This is a genomic window from Rossellomorea aquimaris (assembly GCF_020172085.1).
In the GTDB taxonomy this organism is placed as follows: Bacteria; Bacillota; Bacilli; order Bacillales; family Bacillaceae_B; genus Rossellomorea; species Rossellomorea aquimaris_E.
In genome coordinates this window covers 162069-182291 of sequence record NZ_JAIVAT010000008.1, presented here as the reverse complement: position 1 = coordinate 182291, position 20223 = coordinate 162069, and the positions used below count along the sequence as shown (strand labels likewise).

Genomic DNA, 20223 nt, shown 5'->3' with positions numbered 1-20223 from the left:
ACCAGTGGCATCGTTACGCGATATACAAACTCGTATTACTTCTACCAAAAAGACAAGTCAAATCACCAAAGCAATGGAAATGGTATCGGCTTCTAAATTGAATCGTGCTGAGACGAATGCTAAGTCATTCGTTCCTTACATGAACAAGATCCAGGAAGTGGTGACATCCGTTGCAGCGGGCAGTCAAGGTGTGAGGAATCCGATGCTAGTCTCCCGCCCCGTTAAAAGAACCGGGTACCTGGTCATTACATCAGACCGCGGTTTGGCGGGGGCATATAACAGTAGCGTTATCCGCGCTGTTAGCAATCGAATTAAAGAGCGTCACAGCTCGAATGATGAATTCGCCATTATTGCTCTGGGCCGTGTCGGTGCTGATTTCTTCCGTAAAAAAGGCTACAATGTCATGGAATCTGTCGTTGGTCTTCCGGATCAACCGAATTTTGCTGACATTAAAGACATCGCGAACAAAGCGGTTGGTATGTTCTCGGCTGAGGCATACGATGAACTGTACATGTTCTACAACCACTATGTAAGTGCGATCCAACAGGATGTTACGGAGAAAAAAGTATTACCGTTAACGGATCTTACTCCTTCAGGAAAGCTTGCTTCATATGAATTCGAGCCTTCTGCAGAGGAGATCCTTGAGGTATTGCTTCCTCAATACGCTGAAAGCTTGATTTACGGTGCGCTACTTGACGGTAAAGCAAGTGAGCACGCCGCTCGTATGACAGCGATGAGAAACGCAACCGATAATGCGAAAGAAATCATCAGTGACCTTACACTGAAATTTAACCGTGCGCGTCAAGCAGCGATCACTCAGGAAATCACTGAGATCGTCGGCGGGGCAGCTGCACTCGAATAGAACATTAACGGTATTTAGACCGTTTAGACTTCATAAAGTTTTTGTCAAAAGCTAGTTAGGAGGGAAAGAGATGAACAAAGGACACGTTCTTCAAGTAATGGGTCCAGTTGTTGATGTCAAGTTCGCCAGCGGCCAACTTCCTGATATCTACAACTCTTTAAAGGTCCAAATTGCAGATAGAGCTGAACTTACATTAGAGGTTGCCCTTCACCTAGGTGATGATTCTGTACGTACGATCGCAATGGCTTCTACAGATGGTTTACAACGTGGAGCCGATGTACTTGATACAGGCGCGCCAATCTCTGTACCAGTAGGGGATGTTACATTAGGTCGTGTATTCAACGTTCTAGGTGAATCAATCGATTTAGATGAGCCTGTTGATGCAGGCGCTCGTCGCGATCCAATTCACAGACAAGCACCTACATTCGATCAACTTTCTACAGAAGTTGAGATTCTTGAAACAGGTATCAAAGTAGTAGACTTACTTGCTCCATACATCAAGGGTGGTAAGATCGGTCTATTCGGTGGTGCCGGTGTTGGTAAAACCGTATTAATCCAGGAGCTTATCAACAACATCGCTCAAGAGCACGGCGGTATCTCTGTATTCGCCGGTGTAGGAGAGCGTACTCGTGAAGGAAATGACCTTTTCCACGAGATGAGCGACTCTGGCGTTATCAAGAAAACAGCGATGGTATTCGGACAAATGAACGAGCCGCCAGGAGCACGTATGCGTGTTGCCCTGACAGGTCTTACAATGGCTGAATACTTCCGTGATGAGCAAGGTCAAGACGTACTTCTGTTCATCGATAACATCTTCCGTTTCACGCAAGCAGGTTCTGAGGTATCTGCCCTACTAGGCCGTATGCCATCTGCCGTTGGTTACCAGCCGACACTTGCGACAGAAATGGGTCAACTGCAAGAGCGTATCACGTCAACAAACGTAGGTTCTGTAACATCGATCCAAGCGATCTATGTACCTGCCGATGACTACACGGATCCGGCTCCTGCAACGACTTTCGCTCACCTTGATGCAACAACGAACCTTGAGCGTAAGCTTTCTGAAATGGGTATCTATCCTGCGGTAGATCCATTAGCATCGACTTCCCGTGCTCTTTCTCCAGAGATCGTTGGAGAAGAACACTACAATGTTGCACGTAACGTTCAACAAACGTTACAGCGCTATAAAGAACTTCAAGATATCATCGCGATCCTTGGTATGGATGAGCTTTCTGATGATGATAAGCTGACAGTACACCGCGCACGTCGTGTACAATTCTTCTTATCTCAAAACTTCCACGTTGCAGAACAGTTCACTGGCCAACCGGGTTCATACGTACAAGTAAAAGACACGGTTAAAGGTTTCGTTGATATTCTTGCAGGTAAATACGACCACATTCCAGAAGATGCATTCCGTCTAGTAGGTCCGATCGAGGACGTATTGGCTGCAGCTAAAGAAATGGGCGTAGAGGTATAATTAGGGACCAGGAGGGAAGAAAATGAAGACATTAAAAGTCAATATTGTCACTCCCGATGGCCCAGTGTACGATTCAGAAGTGGAAATGGTGAGCACGAAAGCTCAAAGCGGTGAGCTTGGAATCTTACCTGGACACATTCCGATGGTTGCTCCACTACAAATCGGTGCGGTTCGCCTGAAAAAAGGTGGCAACACTGAGCTTGTAGCTGTCAGTGGCGGATTCTTAGAAGTACGTCCTGAACAAGTGACAATTCTAGCACAGTCTGCTGAAACAGCAGAAGCTATCGATGTACAACGCGCGAAAGAAGCAAAAGGCCGTGCAGAAGACCGCATGCAGGCACAACAGGATGATGTAGACTTCCGTCGTGCCGAGCTCGCTCTTAAGCGTGCCATGAACAGAATTAACGTTTCCGAACGTAACTTCTAATAAAGAAGAAACCACCTTTCCTTTTGAAAGGTGGTTTTTTTTATGGCAAGTGAACGGTCTGGATATGCTGCATATTCAGGTAGATAGAATCTCCATTTGCCATAATCAATTCCACGATATTATCTTCAATTCTTTCTATTTTACCTATTAATTCTTCGTCCACTCCCAGATTTAGAACGACAAGAGAACCAATCAGCTTTTCAACCTGAATCTCAAAGCTTCTTGCCAAGGTGATGGAGTTTGTTGGATTGACGGGGAGATTTTCTTTACTCAGACGATATGGTGAAAGGTTTGTTGAATAGGGGATCAGCCATTTTAAATGCTGTAAAGAAACGTACATAGTCTTATATATAGGAGAGTAGAAGGCAAAGTAATTGTTCATGATTCCAGTGATATAACCATGAATCGGTTGATTGCCCATTGTGTAGATTTCAAGAAAGGCACCTTTGGCCGTGGTCAGAATTTTTCGCAGTGACATTTGTTCTTCCTGCTCAAATTGAGGACTCACTGTCGGCTCATCTATCCCGATTGTTTCCTTTGAAACAATCGATAAGTTTTTTATGTGAGACGCAGAAATATAGATGAAGTCTTCACCGTTATACACGATAATGACATCGTTTCCTACATCAATCAAGTATCCTTTTACAATTTTCTTTCCGGTAAGTTCTATGATGATTGCTTCTCCGATAAAGATAGAATAAACATTTTTCATTCGTTTCTTACTCCTTTCTGGTTTCTAAAACCCATTAATCTATTAGTGCAAAAGTATAAACAACATATACGACCAATGGGAACCATTTTTTGAATGTCCACTAGGAAATATTGATACCTTGGGACCATCTACGGTAATGGTGTTAGCAATGCATTTGAAAGAACGTAAGGGATATTCCAGTGGTTTGTCCATTTGTAAAAAATAATAGAGGATTTGAGCTGTTCATTATTTGCATTGTTTATCTTTTAAGAGAAATCTCAGCAGCTTTTAAAAGCGATTATAACCATCATGTTGGGTGCTGAGATTTCTCACAAGCCTGTACATACAGATTGAGTGTATTCCCTTTGATTCTATCGTTTTTTCCAGATGTTTTATTACTTTGAGTAACCGGACTCTGCGCCTTCCATTTCGTCAAGATATAACGCAGATCGATGTCTTTTTTTGGATTTCTTTGAAGACGATTTTTCTTGATTACTTTCTTGGCTTGATGATTGTTCGTTAGACGATTCCTGGCTTTCGGAAGAATCTTCGTCTTTTGCATTTGTATTGTGGCTGATGCTTTTCACATGAAACGTAGCAAGGCGTACAACTTCATCCTGCAGCACCAATGTTACGTAGTCATCATTCACATTGTCCAGGAATCCTTCAAGCTTTTCAGGACCACCACGGTTAATGATCACCTGTTGATTTCTCAAGCTAGTAAATAAAGCCCCAAGAGTATCTTCTTTCAAAAATTCCATACTTTCTTCGGAAGCCTCTTCTACATTTGATTGTAAGTCTTGCGTAATGCTTTTTACATGAGATGAGTTAAAGTAAACCACACCCTCTTTTTCTGTGAGAAGTGCAAAATGATCGTCCCCTCCATACAAAACTTTACCAGTGCGTGATTCAGGACCGCCACGATTCACTTTCACCATCTTACCGACTAATGAAGCCAATAACTCTGTATTCATATACTTTTTCCCTCCAGTTAATATATACCATTTTCACTTTATGTATATGTGTCATGCCGTGACGTCGTACTATTACAGATGCCCTTTTTGTTGGACTAGTTTCCCATCTAAAGAGAAATAGGCAGAAAATCCAAGGGCGACTGTACCCATATACTAGATAGAAAAAGGAAATATACTCCTTTATCACGTAAAAAGGGCGCTAATTCGGGAGGACAACCCAACCACGATCAGACTCTGATACGTACACTAAAGTAAAGTACGAAGGAGGATGAAAAAATGAGTCTAAAAAAAGGTAAAGGCAGGAAAAGGTGCAAAAGGTATGGAGAATACCAATGGATGATGGAAAATGAAATGGATAAACGGGGTCCCAAAGGTGACAAACACCGAAAGCGGTATCATAAATGCAAGAAAAAAAACCGTAACTACAATGGATATTACTACGAATACCTGGAGCATTGCCACAAAGGCAGAGGCAAAAGAAGAAAATAATCCCCGACCCTAATCCTCAAAAAAACTCAGAACATCTCCCCACAAACAAAGCCACCCTGTACATTCCTTAGTACAGGGTGGCTTTCTTAGGGACGGACTTCTACATAACAGTGCAGATCCATTGCAAATAGCGGTATTCATTATGAATATCATGTGATTTTTAGGGACGGACCTTGAATAAGCGGATTGTCCATTTCATTATGTAATGGGGTGTTAAAAACTCATTAAGTGTAAGAAGAGAAATAGAAATAAGCATGGAATTTTAAAGAAGTAAGAAACTCAATTTCCTTATCAAGAATACCAAGAAATTTTACATCAAACCCAACCTTAAATTTTTGTAAAATGGATGTGTTATTACTGAATTATGTGGTAAAATGGTCTATGTGCGTCAAAAAAGATGACAGGAGTGTGAAGAGTGGTGGAAAGCTTTGGTCAACAGGCCCTTATCAGCATGATTGTGCATCTATTCGTATTCGGGATCACGTTTTGGTCGTTGCAAGCCATTCAGCTGGACAAGCTCCTGAAGAAGAATCGAGTCGCACAGGGGAGACTATTGTATATCCTACTAACGGTCGCGATCGGCTCAGCCGTCAGCGGGTTTTTACTGGATTATTACGTGTGGTCTCAGAGTTTGCCCGTTTTCTTTGAGTAAATAGAGTTTCTGACAAAAAATAGGTCTTCCTGCATGTTTTCAAGGCGGACTGATTTGAGTAAGATTAATTTTGTGTTCGTCCCTTTGTGAAAAAGTTTCAAAGTGAAACCCTTTTCATAAGCCGGCATGAAAGCCTCAATAATTGTAAAAAGATGACGACAATTTTCAAGTATGTTCTTCCCCTATTCGGACAGACTTTTAGGTAAGGGGAGGAATGAAAAATGGGTCGGTATCTTTACATTATTTTAATCTTTTTTGTTGGATTAGGTTTTCTTCATGTCATTAATGGGAACAACACTATCGAAGCCAAACATTTATTAGACATTGAAAAGCTTGATCAAGCCATTGTTCATTCTCAAGGTCAGATAACTGAATGGTCTCTATATGCAAGAGAAAACAAAAAAAGCTTCACGAATAAAGGGTTTGCCAAATACAGTACTACTATGCAAGAAACATTTTCTGATTTTGACTGGGTGACGAAAAAGTCAGCGGAAGAAGTAATGGTTGTGGGGCATCGTCAGACGTCTCACGGGGAAGAAACCATTAAATTCCAGAGGACCCTCACAAACGATCATTCTGTTTCGTATATTATGTATGAAATGCGCGGAAATCAGAAAGTGTTGGGAGAAAAGACGAAACATTATATCAAGTCCGAATTTATCCCAAATATGGAAATCATTTTTACTACTAAACCTTTGATTTTCTCTTGTATAAAAGGCGAATTCAATGATAAGCTTGAGAAAGTTTTGTCGAATCAGGCTGTCGAATTAATGTCTAAATTAGACGCAAAAGAACTGGAATCACTTAAAGAAGAAGACTTTTATTCCATTTCAGCTTACTCGGAACAAATGTCACGGACTATACCAACAAAAAATGATGATATGAATATACAACTAGGTCTACGGAAAAGCGGAATGGGCGCTAAGACAACCTTTGTGATTGGCACACCCATCCTAATTATTGAATATTAATATAGAGAAATTGGACGCGGAGGGGAATACTCTTGGAAAAAATTATCGTCCGCGGCGGTCAGCGTTTAAGCGGTACAGTGCAAGTTGAAGGAGCAAAGAATGCCGTTTTACCAGTCATCGCTGCTACATTATTAGCAAGTGAAGGAAAAAGTAAAATTACAAATGTACCACCACTCTCCGATGTATATACGATCAATGAAGTATTACGTCATTTAAATACAGATGTAGAGTTTAACAATGGTGAAGTCATCGTGAATGCATCAAGAGAGTTGTTTATTGAAGCACCGTTTGAATATGTACGCAAAATGCGTGCATCTGTTCTTGTAATGGGTTCACTCTTAGGCCGTACAGGTAAAGCGCGTGTCGCTCTTCCTGGTGGCTGTGCAATTGGATCAAGACCGATTGACCAACACTTAAAAGGCTTTGAAGCAATGGGAGCCAAAGTGAAGGTAGGAAATGGTTTCATCGAAGCTGAAGTAGATGGAAGATTGAAGGGTGCCAAGGTGTATCTGGACTTCCCAAGCGTTGGGGCTACAGAAAACATCATGATGGCAGCGGTTCTTGCAGAAGGAACGACCATCCTTGAAAACGTAGCAAAAGAGCCTGAAATCGTCGACTTAGCGAACTTCCTGAACAAAATGGGAGGAAATGTAGTAGGTGCAGGAACCGGCACAATCCGTATCGAGGGTGTAGACCGTCTATACGGCGTCGAGCACAGCATCATCCCTGACCGTATCGAAGCAGGTACCTTCATGGTTGCAGCTGCGATCACGCAAGGTGATGTCCTTGTAAAAGGTGCTATCCCTGAACACTTATCTTCATTAGTAGCGAAGATGGAAGAGATGGGCGTAACGATCATCGACGAAGGAGAAGGACTTCGTGTCATCGGACCGGAGAAGCTGAAATCCGTCGATATCAAGACGATGCCTCATCCGGGCTTCCCGACAGATATGCAATCCCAAATGATGGCCTTGCTTCTTGCAGCTGACGGTACCAGCGTCATCACGGAAACGGTTTTCGAAAATCGTTTCATGCATGCAGAAGAATTCCGTCGTATGGGAGCAGACATCAAGATCGAAGGACGCTCTGTGATCATGAACGGACCAACACCTCTTCAAGGAGCGGAAGTGGCTGCAACGGATCTACGTGCAGCGGCAGCACTTTCCATCGCTGGTCTCGTAGCAGACGGTTACACTCGTGTAACAGAACTAAAGCATTTAGATCGTGGATATGTGAACTTCCATCAGAAGCTTGCCGGACTTGGTGCCGATATCGAGCGCGTGAAGGAAGTCGAAGAAACACCTGTTTCAGAAGACATGATTAAGGATGCGTAAATAGATGGATGAAAGGTGAGCTCTTTTAGGAGAGCTTGCCTTTTTTTGTTGGAGTTTTGGTTACTTGGTGAAAAATATAAATTGGGTGGATTAACGTTGATTTCGGCCGGATTTTTATGAAAACGGTAAGGTATTGCCGAGTAACGACTCAATTTTCGAAGCAAACGGCTGGATTCAGAATGATAGACACTTGGATCAAAGTGAACTTAGGGCTCATCCAGGATATATTTTCAAAAACCTCACACTTCTTTTCAAAAAACCAATTTTATTTTCAAAACCAAGACATTTATTTTCAATTTCAGGATTTTATTATCAAATCCACTTCCCAACACCCTGCACCCCGTCAAAATTCTCTCCCATTTCACAATCATAATTGCTTGTCCACTACCATACATATGAAAGAGAGTGGAGAAGTGTTCTAGGACATTCTCCTATTTAATCATTTATTGGAGGCCGCGAACATGAAGCAGTTAAAACCCGTAGTGATCATCTTCTCAATCTTTATCAGCATCATCTTTATTGTCCCCACTTTGCTGGTGCTCCCATTTTCATCAGACAAGGAAACGGCCAACCTGGACGAAAATCTGAAGAACCCGCCTTCCGTTGAGGAATTGGCGGACTCGGTGGAGGTGGCGGTCTATCGTTCCAGTCAAGATCTCATCGAAAAGCTTCCCCTAGAGCAGTATGTCGTCGGGGTGGTGGCGGGTGAAATGCCGGCCGATTTTGAAAAGGAAGCGTTGAAGGCACAGGCTCTTGCCGCAAGGACGTATATTGTGAATCAGCTGCTTTCGGATGATTCTTCTGTGCCTAAGGGGGCCGATGTGACGGATACCGTGTCCCATCAGGTGTATAAAAATCAAAAAGAACTTGCCTCTCTATGGGGCTCTGACTACGATTGGAAGATGAAGAAGATCTCAGAAGCGGTTCTTAAGACTAAAGGAAAAGTGCTGACATACGATAACAAGCCGATTACCGCAGCCTTTTTCTCAACAAGCAACGGCTACACGGAAAATTCCGAGGCGTACTGGGCAGATGACATTCCGTATTTACGAAGTGTAGAGAGCCCATGGGACAAATCTTCACCGAAATTCCAAGATCAAAAGATCATTCCCGCCAATGAGTTCCAACAAAAACTGGGCGTCACTCTGCCAAAGGATGGATCGGTCGGGACGATCACATCAAGAACCGAAGGCAAAAGGGTGGCCAGGGTCGAAATTAACGGAAAAGAATTCACCGGACGCGAAATTAGGGATAAATTAGGCCTAAGGTCATCAGACTTCACCTGGTATATGAAGGACGATCACATCGTCATTGCAACAAAGGGGTACGGCCATGGAGTGGGGATGAGCCAATACGGAGCAAACGGTATGGCGAAGGAAGGCAAGAACTATGAGGAAATCGTGACTCATTACTATAAAGATGTCAAAATCACAGAATCAAGTAAACTCCTTCAGAAGGTAACGGCACAAAGATAAGAGAAAAAGGATTGGGTTCGGTCACCGTGACCGGACTCAATCCTTTTTTAAATAGGCTTCAAATCTCTTCATCTTCTTTGTCAGCGAGTGATCTGGATTTCGGAAATAGGTACGGTTCACAATCCAAAACAGGACCGTGACGCCGATCAGATCTTTGGCAGCATCAATCATCGTGGAAGAACGATACGGAACGAAGGACTGATGGATCTCATCGATGAATCCATAAAAGATGGCGATCAGTGCCCCAGCGAAATTCAATGTGAATTGAAGCTTTCCATGTGCCAACAGAGCGATCACGAACAATCCATATAAAATCCCGAACTCGACCAAATGAAGGGATTCCTTAATGAACCGATCCAGCCCTTCATTAGGAAGCCGTAACACGGCATCATCAGGATTACCCGACATAATCCAGATCAGGATCATATATAGAAAAGGTGCAGAAGTCAGAACATAGGTAAGGAATTTTTTCATATCGGGGCCGTCCTTTCTGTTTTTATTATTGTACCATGCTGGGAGATGACTGGAATGTCTTCGATGGATATTTCCGAGGTTTGTCACATGTTTTTTACTATTGGAAAGCGAGTACCTGAAACGCAGCCAACCACTACTCGCTCCTTCAAAAACAATAATTTTAATAAAACATACATAATACTCTCCGTTTTGTCGAACCCTAAGAAATTAAAATTTTTTTTCGAATGTGTATATATTTTCAGAATTCTGTTCAGAATGATTGCTGAGGTGATGAAAATGAGAGAGGAAGAAAAGAAACAACCTTCTCAAAACTTTTTGAAAAGACGTTGGGCATACCCAGCAATCTATTTAGCAAGTGCAGCAATCATTATCACGGGGATTCTGTGGTACCAGGCAGGAAATGATGTAAACGAGAAAGCCAAGGATTACAGCTATGATGGAGTTCCTACTGACAATGAGTTCAACCAGCCTGCAGAAGAAGTCAATCGTTTATTGGAAAACTTCGTAATGCCTGTTTCAAGTCCTGAGGATACAGTGATCGAAAAACAATTCTACGACACTGAAGCTTCAGCGGAAGAACAGGAAGCAGCCCTAGTCGTTTATGGAAACATGTACTACCCGAACCAAGGAATCGACATCTCGAAAGATGGCAAAGAATTCGATGTTCTGGCTGCTATGAGCGGTACAGTCACAAAGGTTCAGGAAGATTCCCTACTTGGTAACACGATTGAGATCGAGCACAGCAAAGGAATCGTGACTCGCTATCAATCAGTCAAAGATTTTGAAGTCGCGGTTGGAGATGTCGTCGATCAAGGACAAGCTATTGCCAAAGCAGGAAAGAGCTTATTCAATGAAGAAGCTGGCGTTCACGTACACTTTGAAATCCGTAAAGCGGATGTCGCTGTGAATCCACTGGAATACTTCAATAAGTCCCTTGCTACCCTTCAAGAAGCACAGCTAGAAGACAAGAAAGTTTCAGGTGAACAGCCGGATGCTGAAGCTGCAGAAGAAAATGCTGTAGAAGACCAAGCTAGCGAAAACAAAGCTACTGAGGATAAAGCTACAGAAGAAAAAGGCGAAGCTGAAGAAAAACAGCCAAAGCAGGATCAAACCGAGCAAAAGCCGAAACAAGAAAGCCAAGACAACGCTAAAGACGAAGAATAATCAAATAAATGAGGGCTGACCGGAATAACGGTCAGCCTTTTTGTTGTTCAAAAAAATTTCCTTGGAAATTCGACAGGATGGAAAGTTTTCCGGGAAAACATTTTCAACATTGTTTCAATTACCGATATGGTCGTCCTCGCACATATCCCTATTTTAGTAAAATGATTGATCAAAGAGTATCGTAGACATGTCGTTTTTTCTTTATTGACCAAGCTATTATCAGTAAAGATAATGAGTGCATAATTAAAATTCAGAAAATTAAGTCATTAACACAAACAGGAGGTGAAACGTTGATTTATTTCATGTTCTTTTTATTTATCACAGGAGGATGTATTATTCTTGCCCTAAGGAAAAAGCGAGCCGTCTTCCTCACCATTCCTTTTCTGTCTTTATTCCTTTATTTCATTGTGCAAATCGCCATTGTACCGGTGCCTTTCTTTGAAACCGTGAAATTCATTTTCAGTTTAAAATAATGAATTCGAAAAGGGGTTACATACATGAAGAAGATTGATAGAGCGAAAGCCGATCAGTATTTTAAAGAAAAAAATCGATTCATTGCATTGTACTTAGTCATCTGGCTTCTGTCCTCCTTTGGGGTGGTACTGTTTGCCGAAAGTCTGTCTACCTTCACCATAAACGGGTTTCCGTTCCACTATTTCATGGGCGCTCAAGGATCGATCCTGATTTTCATTATTCTGCTTTATGTCAATGCCAAGGTGAGTGACCGCATTGATCAAAAATACGGACTCGATGAAAAGAAAAATGAACAAATCAGCTACGGAAAAACGCTGGATCATTAAATAGAAAAAAGCAGATAGGGGGAAGAGATATATGGATACACAGTTTATCGTATCGACGTCTATTATCCTGTTGACGTTTGCGTTATATATCGGAATTGCGGTGTATAACAAAGCGAAAGCGACATCGGATTTTTATGTAGCGGGTCGCGGGGTTCCGCCAGTCTTCAATGGGATGGCCATTGGGGCAGACTGGATGAGTGCGGCTTCATTCATTGGACTGGCTGGTACCGTCATGATCCTCGGCTATGACGGTCTGGCTTACATCATGGGCTGGACGGGAGGATATTTATTATTGACCTTCCTGCTCGCACCACAGCTCAGGAAGTACGGGAGGTACACGGTGCCGGAATTCATCGGGGACCGGTATAACAGTCATACCGCCCGGGTGATTGCTGCCATCTGTACCATCATTATCAGCTTCACGTACTCAATCGGTCAGCTGTCGGGCTCGGGTGTGGTCATTGGCCGTCTCTTCGAAATCGATGCTAAAGTGGGGACGATGATCGGAGTTGTCCTCATTGCCTTTTACGCTGCTTTCGGCGGGATGAAGGGAATCACGTGGACCCAGGTGGCTCAGTATATCGTATTGATCATTGCGTACCTGATCCCCGTCATTTTCATGTCCCTCCAAATCACAGGGAATCCTGCGCCTTGGATCTCCTATGGCGAGCTGGTCGGGAAAATCGGGGAACTCGACCGAGAGCTGGGAGTGTCGGAATATTTTGCTCCATTTACAAACGGGACCAAGTGGCAGTTCATTGCTCTCATGTTTACTCTGATGGCCGGTACAGCGGGGCTTCCACACGTCATCGTCCGTTTCTATACGGTTTCGACGATGAAGGCGGCTCGCTGGTCAGGGGCGTGGGCGCTCCTCTTCATCGGTCTTCTCTATCTATCAGCACCTGCCTATGCGGCGTTTTCCCGGTTTATTTTAATGACCAAAGTAGCCGGAAGTAAAATCAGCAACCTGCCGTCCTGGACGACGTCATGGGTGGACACGGGGAAACTGCAGGTAGCGGATGCGAATGGGGACGGCATCCTTCAATGGAAGGAAATCATCATTTCGAATGATATCGTCGTCATGGCCACCCCTGAGATCGCGAACCTCGGTGTGTTCGTCATCGGGCTTGTGGCAGCAGGAGCCATGGCAGCGGCGCTATCGACGGCCGGTGGATTGATGATTGCGATTTCGTCTTCCTTTGCCCATGATATTTACTACCGCGTATTCAAGCCTGATGCGACCGAACGGAACCGGTTGGCGGTAGCACGTTTGTCGATTGTGGTGGCTACGGTATTGGCAGGATTAGTGGCATTGAACCCTCCAGGGGTCATCACACAAATCGTCGCTTGGGCATTCGCTCTGGCGTCAGGAACATTCTTCCCTGCCCTATTACTCGGTGTTTGGTGGAAGCGCTCCAATGCCCAAGGGGTGATCGCAGGGATGCTTGTCGGACTAGCGGTGACCCTCACCTATATCTTCTTGGCACGATCCGGTGTGACGTTATTTGGAATCATTGATACAGGAGCGGGCGTGTTTGGAGCGACATCAGCAGCGATAGCCAATATCGTCGTCTCCCTTCTCACAAAAGCTCCTTCACAAAAAATTCAGGAGGAAGTCATGGATCTCCGCTATCCGGAACAAATGACCTTTAAAGATGGGGACGTTTGGGTGGATGAAGACGTGGAGTTCAAAGCCTGACCAACTAAGCCGTGCTGAAGCCCAGTACGGCATTTTGTGGTGATTCGAGATAAAGAAAAACATCATAGATCAGACATTTTCTTAAATTCATCGACTCATTTCTCAGGAAATAGTGGAGGGGGTGAACATGATGTCGAATCATCTTAGTTTGGTAAGAAAACCCTTCATACATCTGAAAATTCATGTGAAGGTCCGTCCCTTAAACTTTTTTTCAGAAAATTCAATCGAATCCTTGTCCTTATTGTGTTTTTTGTGCATATATGTGGGCACAAGCTAATAAAATGATACAAACCTATCAAAATAGAGAGTGTTTGAGGTGAGGAATCGTCATTATACCATTGATCATTAGCCGAATATTTGTTTATACGTTGTAACATCAGGAAGCTGCCGTCCTAAATAAGGCTTTCTGCCGTTTGCCTATGTGCAAGGGGTCTGTACTATTCATTGATGCGAAAGCGGGTCTCATTTCACACTTCTCACATCCAATTTAGGGAGGTCGAGTGGTGTGCACGATTACATCAAAGAGAGAACAATCAAGATTGGTAAGTATATCGTGGAGACGAAAAAAACTGTTCGTGTAATTGCGAAGGAGTTTGGCGTGTCCAAAAGTACTGTCCATAAAGATCTAACGGAACGACTGCCAGAAATCAATCCGGAACTCGCAAATGAAGTCAAAACGATACTTGATTACCATAAATCGATCCGGCATCTACGAGGTGGAGAGGCAACCAAACAAAAGTACAAAAAAGAAGAGCTCCACAGCTAACCAAAATACGCCAAGCCCCAGAGTGATGGGTTATGCTTGGTGTGTTTTTGTGTTTTGGGGGAGGTTTGTGGTTTACTTGTTAAAACTTGATGGGGATTTGCCTGCTGATTTTTTTCGGTTTTTTAACAGGAGAATAATGGTGGGATTTCAACAGTCAAATTTTTGTTGAAGTTCAGCAGCTGAACTTCTTTTGAATTTTAACAGCTGAATCCACGATAAAAATATTCATAATTCAGCAACTGAACCCCAGCCAAAAATAAAAAATCCCCCAACCTCACCAAATCTTTACACTCCTGTAACATCCTCCACCAAAGCTCCTATCCTTTTCCAAAATAATAACAATCTCAATACATTTTTTTGACAAATACCATCTCCCTTCGACATATTTATGGTAAAATAATTAATTAGGTGAAAGTTCTGCCTTAACGTTTTAACGTAATGACATAAAAGTGAAATCATAGATGAATGTTGTTCATGAATTTGTAGGAGAAGAAGGGAGAAACACAAGATGTTCGCGAAAGATATTGGGATTGACCTTGGTACGGCTAATGTATTGATTCATGTTAAAGGGAAAGGGATTGTATTGAACGAGCCATCGGTAGTGGCGCTGGATAAAAACACTGGCAAGGTATTGGCAGTCGGAGAAGAAGCGCGCCGCATGGTGGGACGTACTCCTGGAAATATCGTGGCGACCCGTCCATTAAAAGACGGAGTTATCGCCGACTTTGATGTAACAGAAGCAATGTTGAAGCATTTCATTAATAAATTGAATGTAAAGGGTTTCCTTTCGAAGCCACGCATCCTGATCTGCTGCCCTACAAATATCACGAGCGTTGAACAAAAGGCAATCAGGGAAGCGGCTGAAAAGAGCGGCGGGAAGAAAATTTACTTGGAAGAAGAGCCTAAAGTAGCGGCGATCGGTGCCGGCATGGACATCTTCAATCCGACAGGAAACATGGTCGTGGATATCGGTGGAGGAACAACGGATGTAGCGGTTCTTTCCATGGGTGACATCGTAACGAGTCAATCCATCAAAATGGCCGGGGATAAATTTGACCACGAAATTCTGAATTATATTAAAAAAGAGTACAAGCTTCTAATTGGAGAACGTACAGCTGAAGATATCAAAGTGAATATCGGAACGGTATTCTCTGAGACGCTTGATGAAGACCGTAAAGAAATGAGCATCCGCGGACGTGATATGGTATCAGGTCTTCCTCGTACAATCACAGTGACATCCAAGGAAATCGAAGGAGCGCTTCGTGAGTCTGTGGCTGTCATCGTTCAGGCTGCGAAAAACGTTCTTGAGAAGACTCCACCGGAATTATCAGCGGATATCATTGATCGTGGAGTCATTTTAACGGGAGGTGGTGCCCTTCTTCACGGAATGGATACCCTTCTTGCCGAAGAACTGAAAGTACCGGTATTGATCGCGGAGAACCCGATGGATTGCGTCGCGGTTGGAACGGGATTAATGCTTGAGAATATTGATAAAATTTCCAGGAAAAGAATCGGGTAAAACCACTGCACCATTGATCCGATATAACGGTTAAGAGGTGAAGAGAGATGTTTAGAGGATTTTATACAGTAGCATCCGGCATGCTTTCGCAGCAGCGGAAGACCGAAATGCTTACGAACAATATGTCTAATGCCAATACACCGGGATATAAAGCGGATCAGGCTTCGATGCGTGCATTTCCGGAAATGCTGATGGACCGGATGGATTCCACTTCGATTCCCACTGAAAAAACGCTGTCCCTTCCTTTTAACCAAAGGATCGGGAAACTGAATACGGGTGTTTATATGCAGGAAACGATTCCTTCCTTTGTTCAGGGTGACCTGCAGGAAACGGGACGTGGCTTGGATGTGGCGTTATTGGATGCTTCCATGCCAATCGATGAAGAAACAGGTATCCGTGGTTCGGTGTTCCTGACGGTAGAAGGAGCTGACGGCAGCCCCCGATATACGCGTAACGGGAATCTGTCGGTGAACGGAAACGGATTCCTTACGACGAACAGCGGACGATATATCCTGGATGAAAACGGAGATAGAATCCAGCTCGACAGTGATCAGTTCACGGTTGGGGAAAAAGGACAAATCCTTGTGGGTGGCAACCCAGTGGCAACATTGGGAGTGGGATACTCAGATAATCCAAACCAGCTGATTAAGCAGGGAGACGGTCTGTTTGCAAGAGGTGACAATGCTGCTCTTCCTGACGCATATGAAGAGGACAACGTCTCTTTCTCCACAAAACAGGGCTTTCTGGAGCGGTCCAATGTCGATGCCTCCCGTACGATGACAGATATGATGTCAGCGTACAGGGCATTTGAAGCCAATCAGAAAGTGCTTCAGGCGTATGACCGCAGTATGGAAAAGGCGGCCAATGAAATCGGCCGGGTCAATGGATAGCAAGTATTGTAAATGAATTTCGCCACTGAATACCTTATAATAGGGGAGAAGTGTCATGAATCGAACGATGATTACAGCAACCAACACATTAGGGCAGTTGCAGAAACAAATGGATATGATTGGTCATAATCTATCGAACGCAGATACAAACGGGTATAAGCGCCGGGATGCAACATTCTCCGAAATGCTTGTACAGCAGGTGAAAAATCAAAGTGTAGACAAGTTTGAAGCAGGCAGGCTCACCCCTCTTGGAGTCCGGGAAGGGAACGGAGCCAAGCTTTCACAGTCTCAGTTAATTTTGAATCAGGGGACATTGAAAGCAACCGGACGCTCTTTAGACTTTGCCCTGACCAGTGATCGACAGTTCTTCAAAGTGCTGGCGCAGGACGGCAACACAAGCTCAGTTCGATATACGAGGGACGGTGCATTCTATGTCAGCCCAACCGGCAATGGGGAAGCGATGCTCGTTAATAGTAGCGGCTTGCCGATCCTGGATGAGAATGATAATTATATTACGTTCTCTGAAGATGCTGCTGCTTTTGAGCTTGGCAATAATGGGGTTCTCACTGTGAGAGATTCCCGTGGGGGAGTAGAACGATTCAATATGGGCGTCGTAACCGTTGAAAAAGCTCAATTCCTTCAGCAGTTTGGTGGGAATCTGTTAGGTCTTGCAGACAACCTGGATGAGTTGGGCGTGACGGAAGATGAAGTTCTGACGAACGTCACAGGAGGAGCACGATCGGATATTTCAATGGTGCAGAGCTCCCTTGAGGGTTCGAACGTGGATATCAGTAAGGAAATGACGGACATGCTGAATGTCCAACGATCATATCAATTTCAGGCGCGCTCGATCTCCCTTGCAGATCAGATGATGGGCCTTGTAAATGGGATACGCTAAAAGGAGTTAAATGCTATGAGTGAAAAAGAGCTACTGCAAGAAAAAGCGACAAGAGAATCAGTAAAAGCAGAAAAAAAGGCAAAGCAAAAGGACGAAACCAAGCCTGCCCGCTGGGTACGTGTACGTATGCTTCCCATTTGGCTTAGGATCCTTCTGTTCATCCTTCTTCTTGCAGGAAGTCTCGCGCTGGGTGCCGTCATTGGCTTCGCAGGTATAGGCGACGGCAAAGCAGCCGACGTCTTCAAAGCAGAAACCTGGCAGCACATCATTGACATTGTGGTGAAAAAGTAATTCTTTTGAGTTTCTTTTGAGCTCTTATGAGGGACGGACCTCGAATGATTCAGCTTTTTTCGCAAAGAATCCTGATATAAAAGGGTTACGTTGTGAGAGGAGCTCGATTTTCGAGGTCCGTCCCTCTTTCAGGTCGCCGATTTGTTGGGAGGGACGGACCTCAAATTTACTGTTTTAATTTGGTCAAGAATCCCAGTATATAAGGATTCAACACAGCAGCTCGAACCCGATTTTGAGGTCCGTCCCTCCAAAGCAAGGTCCAAGAATTCTTGCTATTCTTAGCTTGGTTTCTGTACAATAAGGTGTACATACATATTGGTAGGAGGAATTATGCATGCTTGATATTAATGAGATTAAAGAGATTATTCCCCATCGTTATCCGTTTTTGCTTGTAGATCGCATCCTTGAGGTTGAGGAAGGAAAGAAGGCCATCGGGATTAAGAATGTAACGGCAAATGAGGAGTTCTTCAATGGTCACTTCCCTGATTATCCTGTAATGCCCGGCGTGTTGATCGTCGAGGCACTGGCTCAGGTTGGAGCGGTAGCGATGCTGAAGGTGGAAGGTAACCGCGGTCGCCTGGCATTCTTCACAGGCATCGACAAATGCCGTTTCAAGCGTCAGGTTAAGCCAGGAGATCAGCTGCGTCTAGAAGTGGAAATGATCCGATTTAAAGGACCGATCGGAAAAGGGAAAGGTGTTGCCACTGTTGACGGTGAAGTCGCTTGCGAATTAGAAATGATGTTTGCCTTAGGGGATAAACAAGAATAGTTTTTATAATGAAACCGGATTTGGTGTGATTTACACACTGGATCCGGTTTTTTTGCATGCTTTTTAATCGAACAGTACCTGTTTTTAACATCCCAAATAATTTCCCCACCATGCAAGTATATTCATTTTCAGGGAAAGCTAACAAAAGACCACGTCACGGTCTTACACCAAAGAACTGACAGAAAGGAGTCATATATCATGAGCAAAAAGCTATTATCGATCCTTGGTGGGTCAGCACTTGCTGCTTTCCTGCTTGTAGGTTGTAATGTTAAACAGGAGCCCCCACCGGAAGACGAGGCGCCAGTCGAAGAGAATGAAAACCTGGATGAAAACGGTGATATGAACGACAACGGGGATATGAATGAAGAGCACTACCCTGAGTCAGAGGATAAAAACGTCCAAGGCGACAAAGATGCAGCGAAGGATAAGAACACGCCTGAAGAAGACGTTATAGAAGATGATATAGATATGAAGGATAAGGATAATAAGGACGAATAATGTGAAGGAGCAGAGGTGACAATGTGTTGTCTCTGCTTTTTCCGTGAAATAAATTTGATATTCAGGACTTCATCTCTGCTTGCCGTTCATACATAAATGAACATGCTTCCTGGTATAAGATTCTCAGTGATTAGACTAAAAATGACGAAGAATTCCATCAAGCATTAGCACTGAAGATCAATGAAACCGTGGAAAAAATCCTATCGGAAGAATCAACGTCTCAACAAATTGAAACGCTTGAAAACTACAGAAGCAATCTGGTACAGACTATGATTATTCTTGTAAGCTGGAAGCGAAATATTTAATTGATTCATTAGAAGAAAATAATTAACGATTTACTTGATAAACCTCGTTTCCTATATGAGAGAGGTTTTTTTCGTTCATAAATGAAAACGGTTATATGTAAAAAAACAGTAGAAAATATTGTAATTTTTAAAGGGTTTCTATTCATTAAAGTAGAATATACTTTTGTATAGATGTTCTTTAATAAGAACAATAATGATTCCTATACAAAACACCTAAAGGGATGTCTAATAGATTGTATAAAACATAAGTATAAAGTAAGAGGTGATTATGTGTATAAAAAAATCTGTAGTCGCTGTAATAGACCATCCTATAGCAGTGCAGAAACAGGTGAATGGATATGTCCTGCCTGTAAGATGGATTTATCAGATAGACCGTTTTACCATCCTACTCATTATCAAAACATCAATGAAAAAGTTGTGCCTCTCAAGAAAAAGCTAGAAAAGTATAAGAATTTTTCTATTTAGGTTTTTCGACATAAGCTCCCAGCAATTTCCCTAATGGATGATTACTTTGGGTATATAGATTGTCGGAAAATGGATTAAAATGTAATAAATTAGTGTAAATAAAATTGACAGAATTGACAAAAAACAACAAGCTGTCAGGATGTTTATTAGTATAATGGGAGTAGTTCGAATAGAAGGGGCAGACAAAGGCAAACTCATTGAAAAATGGGGACGCAAAGTCACAGATCTAAAGTTAAGAAATAAGCATGACCTTATAATGAAACGGAATGGATTGATGAGGGAAATGTGTTTATTTGAAGACTATGATGGCTGGACTGCCTGGAATACGTGTAGGTA

At 43.2% G+C, this 20223-nt stretch carries 22 protein-coding genes and 1 riboswitch; of the genes, 19 read left to right on the top strand and 3 right to left on the bottom strand.

The genetic code is table 11. The annotated features are described in order from the left end of the window. Positions 1-4: 4 nt before the first annotated feature. From LCL96_RS18565 to LCL96_RS18555, 3 genes are all read left to right on the top strand, one after another. Positions 5-862 (top strand): F0F1 ATP synthase subunit gamma, encoded by an 858-nt coding sequence (locus LCL96_RS18565; protein WP_098351509.1) that lies wholly within the window; start codon positions 5-7, stop codon positions 860-862. 70 nt (positions 863-932) lie between these two features. After that, entirely contained in the window at positions 933-2336 is a 1404-nt protein-coding gene (gene atpD / locus LCL96_RS18560; protein ID WP_098351510.1) for a F0F1 ATP synthase subunit beta, read from the top strand. 22 nt (positions 2337-2358) lie between these two features. Then, on the top strand, positions 2359-2763 hold the full coding sequence (locus LCL96_RS18555; RefSeq protein WP_034765168.1) for a F0F1 ATP synthase subunit epsilon: 405 nt from the start codon (positions 2359-2361) through the stop codon (positions 2761-2763). 40 nt (positions 2764-2803) lie between these two features. Here LCL96_RS18555 and LCL96_RS18550 read toward each other — a convergent pair whose 3' ends face one another. Beyond that, the gene (locus tag LCL96_RS18550; protein WP_224943944.1) at positions 2804-3475 is read right to left on the bottom strand and encodes a DUF2642 domain-containing protein; all 672 of its coding nucleotides are present in this window, start codon (positions 3473-3475) and stop codon (positions 2804-2806) included. Positions 3476-3849: 374 nt separating this feature from the next. Next, on the bottom strand, positions 3850-4428 hold the full coding sequence (locus tag LCL96_RS18545) for a hypothetical protein (protein WP_224943941.1): 579 nt from the start codon (positions 4426-4428) through the stop codon (positions 3850-3852). A gap of 276 nt (positions 4429-4704) precedes the next feature. On the opposite strand from LCL96_RS18545, the gene LCL96_RS18540 reads away from it, so the two are divergent. The 5 genes from LCL96_RS18540 to spoIID all read left to right on the top strand — a co-directional run bounded on the left by LCL96_RS18540 (position 4705) and on the right by spoIID (position 9349). After that, positions 4705-4917: a hypothetical protein gene (locus tag LCL96_RS18540; protein WP_224943939.1), complete on the top strand. Its 213-nt coding sequence runs from the start codon at positions 4705-4707 to the stop codon at positions 4915-4917. Positions 4918-5368: 451 nt separating this feature from the next. Beyond that, positions 5369-5569, top strand: a complete 201-nt coding sequence (locus LCL96_RS18535; RefSeq protein WP_263628254.1) for a DUF1146 family protein — start codon at positions 5369-5371, stop codon at positions 5567-5569. 221 nt (positions 5570-5790) lie between these two features. Next, positions 5791-6540 (top strand): YwmB family TATA-box binding protein, encoded by a 750-nt coding sequence (locus tag LCL96_RS18530; RefSeq protein WP_224943933.1) that lies wholly within the window; start codon positions 5791-5793, stop codon positions 6538-6540. A 32-nt stretch (positions 6541-6572) separates the two neighbouring features. Then, a complete protein-coding gene (gene murA / locus LCL96_RS18525) occupies positions 6573-7874 on the top strand; it encodes a UDP-N-acetylglucosamine 1-carboxyvinyltransferase (RefSeq protein WP_224943931.1) in 1302 nt (433 codons plus the stop codon). Positions 7875-8335: 461 nt separating this feature from the next. Then, positions 8336-9349, top strand: a complete 1014-nt coding sequence (spoIID, locus tag LCL96_RS18520; RefSeq protein WP_224943924.1) for a stage II sporulation protein D — start codon at positions 8336-8338, stop codon at positions 9347-9349. 36 nt (positions 9350-9385) lie between these two features. On the opposite strand, the gene LCL96_RS18515 is transcribed toward spoIID, so the two are convergent. Next, on the bottom strand, positions 9386-9823 hold the full coding sequence (locus LCL96_RS18515) for a VanZ family protein (protein ID WP_224943922.1): 438 nt from the start codon (positions 9821-9823) through the stop codon (positions 9386-9388). 276 nt (positions 9824-10099) lie between these two features. Here LCL96_RS18515 and LCL96_RS18510 point away from each other — a divergent pair, with 276 nt between their 5' ends. The 11 genes from LCL96_RS18510 (at position 10100) to LCL96_RS18460 (ending at position 19117) form a co-directional block, all read left to right on the top strand. Further along, positions 10100-10987, top strand: a complete 888-nt coding sequence (locus tag LCL96_RS18510; protein ID WP_224943920.1) for a M23 family metallopeptidase — start codon at positions 10100-10102, stop codon at positions 10985-10987. Between the two features lie 290 nt (positions 10988-11277). Further along, positions 11278-11460, top strand: coding sequence for a hypothetical protein (locus LCL96_RS18505; RefSeq protein WP_263628262.1), 183 nt, complete (start codon positions 11278-11280; stop codon positions 11458-11460). A 24-nt stretch (positions 11461-11484) separates the two neighbouring features. After that, entirely contained in the window at positions 11485-11787 is a 303-nt protein-coding gene (locus tag LCL96_RS18500; protein ID WP_224943918.1) for a DUF4212 domain-containing protein, read from the top strand. A 31-nt stretch (positions 11788-11818) separates the two neighbouring features. After that, complete coding sequence (locus tag LCL96_RS18495; RefSeq protein ID WP_224943916.1) at positions 11819-13486, top strand: sodium:solute symporter family protein; 1668 nt, start codon at positions 11819-11821, stop codon at positions 13484-13486. 505 nt (positions 13487-13991) lie between these two features. Continuing rightward, positions 13992-14252, top strand: coding sequence for a sporulation transcriptional regulator SpoIIID (gene spoIIID, locus LCL96_RS18490; protein ID WP_032086905.1), 261 nt, complete (start codon positions 13992-13994; stop codon positions 14250-14252). Between the two features lie 508 nt (positions 14253-14760). Continuing rightward, complete coding sequence (locus LCL96_RS18485; protein ID WP_224943914.1) at positions 14761-15771, top strand: rod shape-determining protein; 1011 nt, start codon at positions 14761-14763, stop codon at positions 15769-15771. Positions 15772-15818: 47 nt separating this feature from the next. Then, positions 15819-16661 carry a flagellar hook-basal body protein gene (locus tag LCL96_RS18480; protein WP_224943913.1) on the top strand — a complete coding sequence of 281 codons (843 nt, stop codon included), beginning with the start codon at positions 15819-15821 and terminating at the stop codon, positions 16659-16661. Positions 16662-16716: 55 nt separating this feature from the next. Then, positions 16717-17559, top strand: coding sequence for a flagellar hook-basal body protein (locus LCL96_RS18475; RefSeq protein ID WP_224943911.1), 843 nt, complete (start codon positions 16717-16719; stop codon positions 17557-17559). 15 nt (positions 17560-17574) lie between these two features. After that, on the top strand, positions 17575-17850 hold the full coding sequence (locus LCL96_RS18470; RefSeq protein ID WP_224943909.1) for a DNA-directed RNA polymerase subunit beta: 276 nt from the start codon (positions 17575-17577) through the stop codon (positions 17848-17850). Positions 17851-18184: 334 nt separating this feature from the next. Continuing rightward, a complete protein-coding gene (gene fabZ / locus LCL96_RS18465) occupies positions 18185-18619 on the top strand; it encodes a 3-hydroxyacyl-ACP dehydratase FabZ (protein ID WP_224943908.1) in 435 nt (144 codons plus the stop codon). Between the two features lie 198 nt (positions 18620-18817). Then, positions 18818-19117 carry a hypothetical protein gene (locus tag LCL96_RS18460; protein ID WP_224943907.1) on the top strand — a complete coding sequence of 100 codons (300 nt, stop codon included), beginning with the start codon at positions 18818-18820 and terminating at the stop codon, positions 19115-19117. Between the two features lie 947 nt (positions 19118-20064). After that, positions 20065-20209, top strand: a riboswitch (cyclic di-GMP riboswitch). The last annotated feature ends 14 nt before the right edge of the window (positions 20210-20223 follow it).

Excerpts from the sequence above, each read along its gene's own strand:
- LCL96_RS18550 (WP_224943944.1), bottom strand. The coding sequence starts at position 3,475 with ATGAAAAATGTTTATTCTATCTTTATCGGAGAAGCAATCATCATAGAA.
- atpD (WP_098351510.1), top strand. The coding sequence starts at position 933 with ATGAACAAAGGACACGTTCTTCAAGTAATGGGTCCAGTTGTTGATGTC.
- LCL96_RS18545 (WP_224943941.1), bottom strand. The coding sequence starts at position 4,428 with ATGAATACAGAGTTATTGGCTTCATTAGTCGGTAAGATGGTGAAAGTG.
- LCL96_RS18530 (WP_224943933.1), top strand. The coding sequence starts at position 5,791 with ATGGGTCGGTATCTTTACATTATTTTAATCTTTTTTGTTGGATTAGGT.
- LCL96_RS18510 (WP_224943920.1), top strand. The coding sequence starts at position 10,100 with ATGAGAGAGGAAGAAAAGAAACAACCTTCTCAAAACTTTTTGAAAAGA.
- spoIID (WP_224943924.1), top strand. The coding sequence starts at position 8,336 with ATGAAGCAGTTAAAACCCGTAGTGATCATCTTCTCAATCTTTATCAGC.
- LCL96_RS18470 (WP_224943909.1), top strand. The coding sequence starts at position 17,575 with ATGAGTGAAAAAGAGCTACTGCAAGAAAAAGCGACAAGAGAATCAGTA.
- LCL96_RS18485 (WP_224943914.1), top strand. The coding sequence starts at position 14,761 with ATGTTCGCGAAAGATATTGGGATTGACCTTGGTACGGCTAATGTATTG.
- LCL96_RS18515 (WP_224943922.1), bottom strand. The coding sequence starts at position 9,823 with ATGAAAAAATTCCTTACCTATGTTCTGACTTCTGCACCTTTTCTATAT.
- LCL96_RS18480 (WP_224943913.1), top strand. The coding sequence starts at position 15,819 with ATGTTTAGAGGATTTTATACAGTAGCATCCGGCATGCTTTCGCAGCAG.
- LCL96_RS18540 (WP_224943939.1), top strand. The coding sequence starts at position 4,705 with ATGAGTCTAAAAAAAGGTAAAGGCAGGAAAAGGTGCAAAAGGTATGGA.
- fabZ (WP_224943908.1), top strand. The coding sequence starts at position 18,185 with ATGCTTGATATTAATGAGATTAAAGAGATTATTCCCCATCGTTATCCG.
- LCL96_RS18555 (WP_034765168.1), top strand. The coding sequence starts at position 2,359 with ATGAAGACATTAAAAGTCAATATTGTCACTCCCGATGGCCCAGTGTAC.
- LCL96_RS18495 (WP_224943916.1), top strand. The coding sequence starts at position 11,819 with ATGGATACACAGTTTATCGTATCGACGTCTATTATCCTGTTGACGTTT.
- LCL96_RS18460 (WP_224943907.1), top strand. The coding sequence starts at position 18,818 with ATGAGCAAAAAGCTATTATCGATCCTTGGTGGGTCAGCACTTGCTGCT.
- LCL96_RS18500 (WP_224943918.1), top strand. The coding sequence starts at position 11,485 with ATGAAGAAGATTGATAGAGCGAAAGCCGATCAGTATTTTAAAGAAAAA.
- LCL96_RS18475 (WP_224943911.1), top strand. The coding sequence starts at position 16,717 with ATGAATCGAACGATGATTACAGCAACCAACACATTAGGGCAGTTGCAG.
- LCL96_RS18535 (WP_263628254.1), top strand. The coding sequence starts at position 5,369 with ATGATTGTGCATCTATTCGTATTCGGGATCACGTTTTGGTCGTTGCAA.